Consider the following 5084-nt stretch of genomic DNA (forward strand, 5'->3'; position numbering starts at 1 on the left):
GCCACTCGGCCATCTTCTGCCGATCCACCGCCATCAGGTCGACCTGTTGACCTTCATGAGCCAGCACCACCAGATGGAGCTCGTCCACATCGGAGGCGATCTGCTCCTCCAGCAGGTAGGGGAGGGCCGCCGCTGACTGGCGGTTGTAGCGACCCGGCAGGGTGACGCGCCGGAAGATCAGATCGCTGCCCGGCACCAGGGTGACCACGGGGCGGCCACCGGCCCGCTCCTGCAGCTCGCCCAGGGCATCGGCCGAGGGCAGGGTGCCGGAGGCGATGATCTCCTGCTCCTGACCGGACCAGACCAGCCAGGCTAAGGGTTGTTGTTTATTGGTCCCCAGTCGGATGACCAGACTTTCGCTCACGCATCTCTCTCCTGCGATACCGGTTTGCAAAGGGCGTTGTGCGCCCTGGCCACCGATGCGCAGCCCGCAGGCTGCATCCAACATCTCTCGTACCCGCGGGCGATGGCCTGCAGGTGCGCTGTTTATTCGGCGCCGCTACTGAGGCGGCGCAGCATCACCAGTTTATTGTCCTTGCCCCGCTGGAACAGGGTTTCGAGCCAGGCCCGGTTGTCGCCGACCTCGGCCACGACTCGGGCTTCGAAGAAGTCGCTCTTGACCACCAGCGCCTCTTTCAGCCCTTTCACCGAATCGACCGGAGCGAGCATGTCCGTCATCAGCTTGCTCTCTTTCCACCCCTTCTGTGGCCGCTCGTTCAGCACCCGCTTGGCGTCATCCAGCCCGATAGTACCCAGATAGAGGGCGACCAGCAGCTCGGGGCGCTGGGGGGCAAGGGTATTGATATTGATTTTCAACTTGTCGTTGGGCAGGGTGCAGACATAGGGGGCCAGTTTGGCATAGACCCTGGCCGTCACCCCGCGCACCGCCCGCAGCTCATCCTTGCCCAGCATCCACTGATTGGCGGTCAGGTAGGGTGGCTTGAGCCCCTCGTAATAGGCGTCCTCTGCACCAAGGCTGGAGACCAGCACCGTATCCTTGTCGGTCCAGTCACGAATAGCATCGGTGAGCTGGGCCGCCTCGTAATCATCCATCGCCAGCTGCTTGAGCAGTTCGCGAAACACCTGCACCGGATAGGGCTGCTGCGCCAGCTCCTCGCCGCTCCCCGCCTTGGAGGCCACGCTCAGGCTGTTGAGGTTGAAGCAGGATTGCAGGTCGGTCACCTCGCCCTTGAGCTGGCCATCGTCCACCGGAAACACAGTGTTCTTGCGGGCCCAGTTCTGGCTGAGGTTGACCACCTCGGGGTTGTCCTTGAAATCCTGCGTCAGCACCTTGCTTACCAGCGCCTCTGCCGAGAGGGCATACCACCACGCCTGTTTGCCGGTGGTGATGTTGGCGGTGCGGCGCAGCTCAAGCTGCAGGCGGCCGCTCATATTGCTGGCGATGATCACCATCACCGAGAGGATCAGCAGCACCACCAGCAGCGCCATGCCGCGCTGGTGACCGGGGGCGGCGAGATTAGCCCGCATTGGCGCCCCCTCCGTTCTGGCTGTCACCATTACCGCCATTGGTATTGCCGTTGCCGCCACTGTTCCCGTTGTTGTTGCTGTTGTTGCCGCCCCCCTGGTCGGGGTTGCTGCTCTGGCTGTTCTCTTCGGCGCGCTGGCCACCGGCACCAATCAGGAACTGGCGGCGAATGGTGCCGTAATCCTCGAGATCCAGCTCCACTGCCAGCCCGTGTGGCAGCACGCTGCGCTGGCTCCACTCCTCTTTCCAGTTGCCCTTGTCGAAGAAGTAGAGGCGAAACGCCGTGACTCCCGCCAGCACCGGCTGGATGCGTGGCTCGGTGCCGATCACCGGATCCGGATAGAGGTAGCTCAGGCGCTCCAGCTTCTGATCCTTGAGACGCCAGCCGACCCGCTGCAGATGGGAGCGGGGCAGCATGCCGTCCGGGTTGAGCCAGCCGCTGCGCATAAAGGCCATGCCCCAGTCATCGCTCTGCTGGCCGAACCGGGAAGCCGCCAGCAGCACCTTGTTGTTCTCCCCCTCGATGCGACCGCTGCGCGGTACCATCTGGGTGATGTCTCGCTCCAGCAGGGTGAAGGCGAGCTGCAACTCGTTGAGGCGAGCCTCCTTGCGCTTGGCTACCTCGTCGCTGGTGAGTACCCCCTGCAGCACCTGATAGGCGCCCATGCTGAGAGTGGCGAAGATGGCGATCGCCACCAGCATTTCGAGCAGGGTGAAACCGGCGTGACGGACGGGGCGAGGCGTGCGGGCGGAGAGCTGGGTCATCGGCTGATATAGGTCCGCATCATGGCGACCGGGTTCTCGGCCTTGGCCTCGGTGCGCACTTCCATATCGAGCGCCCGGAAGTTGTTGTCGGCGGTGGCGACGCCGCGATAGCGCCAGTACCAAGTCTGCCCGGCCATCTGCTCATCCCCTTCTACCCAGCTGTCGCCGGGCCACTTGTTCTCGAGCTTCTGCTGCACCAGCTGGTTCTCCACCACCCAGGTAGCGAGGGTCTTCTCTTCCAGATAGTTGAGTGCCGAGAGGTGTTCGCTGGCGGTTTTCATTACCGCCAGACCCGCGATGGCAAAGACCGCCAGTGCCACCATCACTTCGAGTAATGTCATGCCCCGTGCGTTCATCGTGCCACCCGTTGCACATGTTGTTGGCACAGAGGTGGCGCCACCATCACTCCTTTCTCAAATAACGTCATACCGCGGGCGTTCACTCGCTCACCTCTTCATCTTCATCGCCGGTGAGCAGGGTGAGGCGGCCGAACTCGTCACCCTTGACGATACGGGTGTAGCGGGCATCGTCATCCTGCTGGGTGAAGGTGAGCACGAACGGGCTCAACTCGCCGCCCGGGAAGATGAGCAGCTGTGGCGTGCGCTCCTTCTCGTCGCGCTTCTGTTCGGTTTTCTCGTCGGAGTCCGGCTGCCAGCCAAAGCCTTCCAGCTCCAGTGCCAGCGTCATGTTCTCGGCCAGTTGTACCGGCCCCAGCTGCTTGTCGCTAGTCAGGGCCAGCCACTTGCGATCCTTGGCCTGACGCTGCATAAACTGCCAGCCGTTATCCTCGATGCGAATGCCCACCAGCCGACCATCCATCACCGCATACTCCTGCGCCAGCTGCAGGGTCGCCATCAGGCGGCGCGCCTGCTTGTCCAGCTCCCGATCTCCTCTGGCGCCCCCCATGCTGAGGGTAACGGCGGTGGCCACCAGCCCCATCAGCATGGCAACCAGCAACACTTCCAGCAGGGTAAAACCGGCCTGGCGTCTCTGTTTCATGGCGCCAGCCTCAACTGCATAGCGGTAGCCTCAAGCCGACCCATCAACATGGCAACGAGCAGCACCTCCAGCAGGGTAAAGCCGGATTGGCGACGAGCAGATGGGGCAGCCCTCATTCAGGCTGCTCCAGCAAGGCGGAGTGAATGCGCTGGCGGCAAATCACTTATTGGAAATCCTTCAGGTTCCAGTTGCCGATGTCGTCATCGGTACCGGCTTCACCATCCAGACCCATGGAGAAGATGTCGAGCTTGCCGAACTGGCCCGGGCTCAGCAGCTGGTACGGGTTGCCCCAGGGATCTTGCGGCAGGCGCTTGATATAGCCGCCATCGCGGTAGCTGCGCGGTGCCGGATCGATGGAAGGTTTGGTCACCAGCGCATCCAGACCCTGTTCGGTGGTCGGGTAGCGGTTGTTGTCCAGCTTGTACATGTCGAGGGCGTTTTCCAGCGCCACGATATCGGAGACCGCTTTCTGCTGGTCAGCCTTCTCCTTGTTGCCCATCAGGTTGGGCACCACCAGACTGGCCAGAATGCCGAGGATCACGATGACCACCATGACTTCCAGCAGGGTAAAACCGGATTGACGACGTTTGTTCATGAGTTGCTCCGTAACGAATGAGATGGGATGGCCCATCAGAGATTGATCACTGGGTGGGTTCGACTGGCCGCCAGCGGGGTAGTCGAACGCCGGAAACTTACATATTCACCATATTGTTGAGCTCGAGGATCGGCTGCAGGATCGACATCACGATAAACAGCACCACCCCGGCCATGGAGACCACCAGCATGGGTTCGAACACCCCGAGGGCGATGTTGACCTGGGATTCAAACTCCCGATCCTGGTTGTCTGCCGCCCGCTCCAGCATGCTGTCGAGCTCGCCGCTCTGCTCGCCGGAGGCGATCATGTGCAGCATCATGGGCGGGAAAATCTTGGTCTCGGTCAGCGACTTGCGCAGACTGGTCCCCTCGCGCACCCGTTCGGCGGCCTCGAGAATGCGCATTCTGGCAAAGTCGTTGGAGAGCACTTCGCCGGAGATCTTCATCCCCTCCAGCAGCGGTACCGCACTGGCGTTGAGGATGCTTAATGTGCGAGCGAAGCGGGCGGTGTTGAGACCGCGACTGACCCGGCCAATCACCGGCAGGCCGAGCAGCACCTGATGCCAGCGTCGGCGACGCTTTTCATCGGTGAGCCACCAGCGCCAGACAAAGCTGCCAAGGAATATCAGCAGCAGGAACCAGAGGCCGTAGGCCTGCATCAGCTCGCTGGTGCCGATGAGAAAACGGGTGGTGCCTGGTAGCTGCTGACCCATGTGTTCAAACTGGGCCACCACCTTGGGCACCACGGCGGTGAGCAGGATTGAGATAACCCCGATGGCGACGCAGGTGAGCACGATTGGGTAGATCATCGCCTGCAGCAGCTTGGTGCGCATATGCTGGCGCTGCTCGGTGTAGTCGGCGAGGCGGTTGAGCACCTTCTCCAGATGGCCCGATTTTTCACCGGCCGCCACCATCGAGCGGAACAGCTGGTCGAACACATGGGGAAAAGCCCCTAGCGAGTCGGCCAGCGAATAGCCTTCCACCACCTTGCTGCGCACGGTCGCCACCAGAGAGCGCAAGTGCGCTTTTTCGCACTGCTCGGCCACCGCCTTGAGCGCCTCTTCGATGGTGAGACCGGCACCCACCAGGGTCGCCAGCTGGCGAGTGATCAGGGCCAGCTCGGCGGTGCTGGCGCCGCGCCGAAACAGGGCAAAGCGGGTTGCTTCCCGTTTCGCCTTCTCGGTGGTCTCGTTCACCTCGAGGGGGGTGAGCCCCTGTTCGCGCAGCAGCTGGCGTACCT

General features: G+C 62.4%; 6 protein-coding genes and 2 pseudogenes. All 8 read right to left on the reverse strand.

Annotated elements, in window-relative coordinates; all coding sequences use genetic code 11:
* A pseudogene (exeL, locus tag DBR30_RS22550) lies at positions 1 to 364 on the reverse strand (GspL family type II secretion system protein ExeL); the annotation flags it as partial.
* A 122-nt stretch (positions 365 to 486) separates the two neighbouring features.
* Positions 487 to 1488, reverse strand: coding sequence for a GspK family T2SS minor pseudopilin variant ExeK (gene exeK / locus DBR30_RS18685; RefSeq protein WP_108541004.1), 1002 nt, complete (start codon positions 1486 to 1488; stop codon positions 487 to 489).
* Between the two features lie 115 nt (positions 1489 to 1603).
* A pseudogene (gene gspJ, locus DBR30_RS18690) lies at positions 1604 to 2251 on the reverse strand (type II secretion system minor pseudopilin GspJ); the annotation flags it as partial.
* Complete coding sequence (gene exeI / locus DBR30_RS18695) at positions 2248 to 2607, reverse strand: GspI family T2SS minor pseudopilin variant ExeI (RefSeq protein ID WP_108541006.1); 360 nt, start codon at positions 2605 to 2607, stop codon at positions 2248 to 2250. The gene exeI and the pseudogene gspJ, both read right to left, overlap by 4 nt.
* A gap of 82 nt (positions 2608 to 2689) precedes the next feature.
* Positions 2690 to 3250, reverse strand: a complete 561-nt coding sequence (exeH, locus tag DBR30_RS18700; protein WP_108541007.1) for a GspH family T2SS minor pseudopilin variant ExeH — start codon at positions 3248 to 3250, stop codon at positions 2690 to 2692.
* Complete coding sequence (locus DBR30_RS18705; RefSeq protein WP_083617148.1) at positions 3247 to 3366, reverse strand: type II secretion system protein; 120 nt, start codon at positions 3364 to 3366, stop codon at positions 3247 to 3249. Before DBR30_RS18705 ends, exeH begins: the two co-directional genes overlap by 4 nt.
* Before the next feature lie 47 nt (positions 3367 to 3413).
* Positions 3414 to 3845: a GspG family T2SS major pseudopilin variant ExeG gene (exeG, locus tag DBR30_RS18710; RefSeq protein WP_108541008.1), complete on the reverse strand. Its 432-nt coding sequence runs from the start codon at positions 3843 to 3845 to the stop codon at positions 3414 to 3416.
* A gap of 97 nt (positions 3846 to 3942) precedes the next feature.
* On the reverse strand, positions 3943 to 5084 hold a 1142-nt coding region (exeF, locus tag DBR30_RS18715), incomplete at its 5' end, for a GspF family T2SS innner membrane protein variant ExeF (protein WP_108588476.1).

The organism is Aeromonas sp. HMWF017, from assembly GCF_003061465.1.
Classification (GTDB): domain Bacteria; phylum Pseudomonadota; class Gammaproteobacteria; order Enterobacterales; family Aeromonadaceae; genus Aeromonas; species Aeromonas veronii.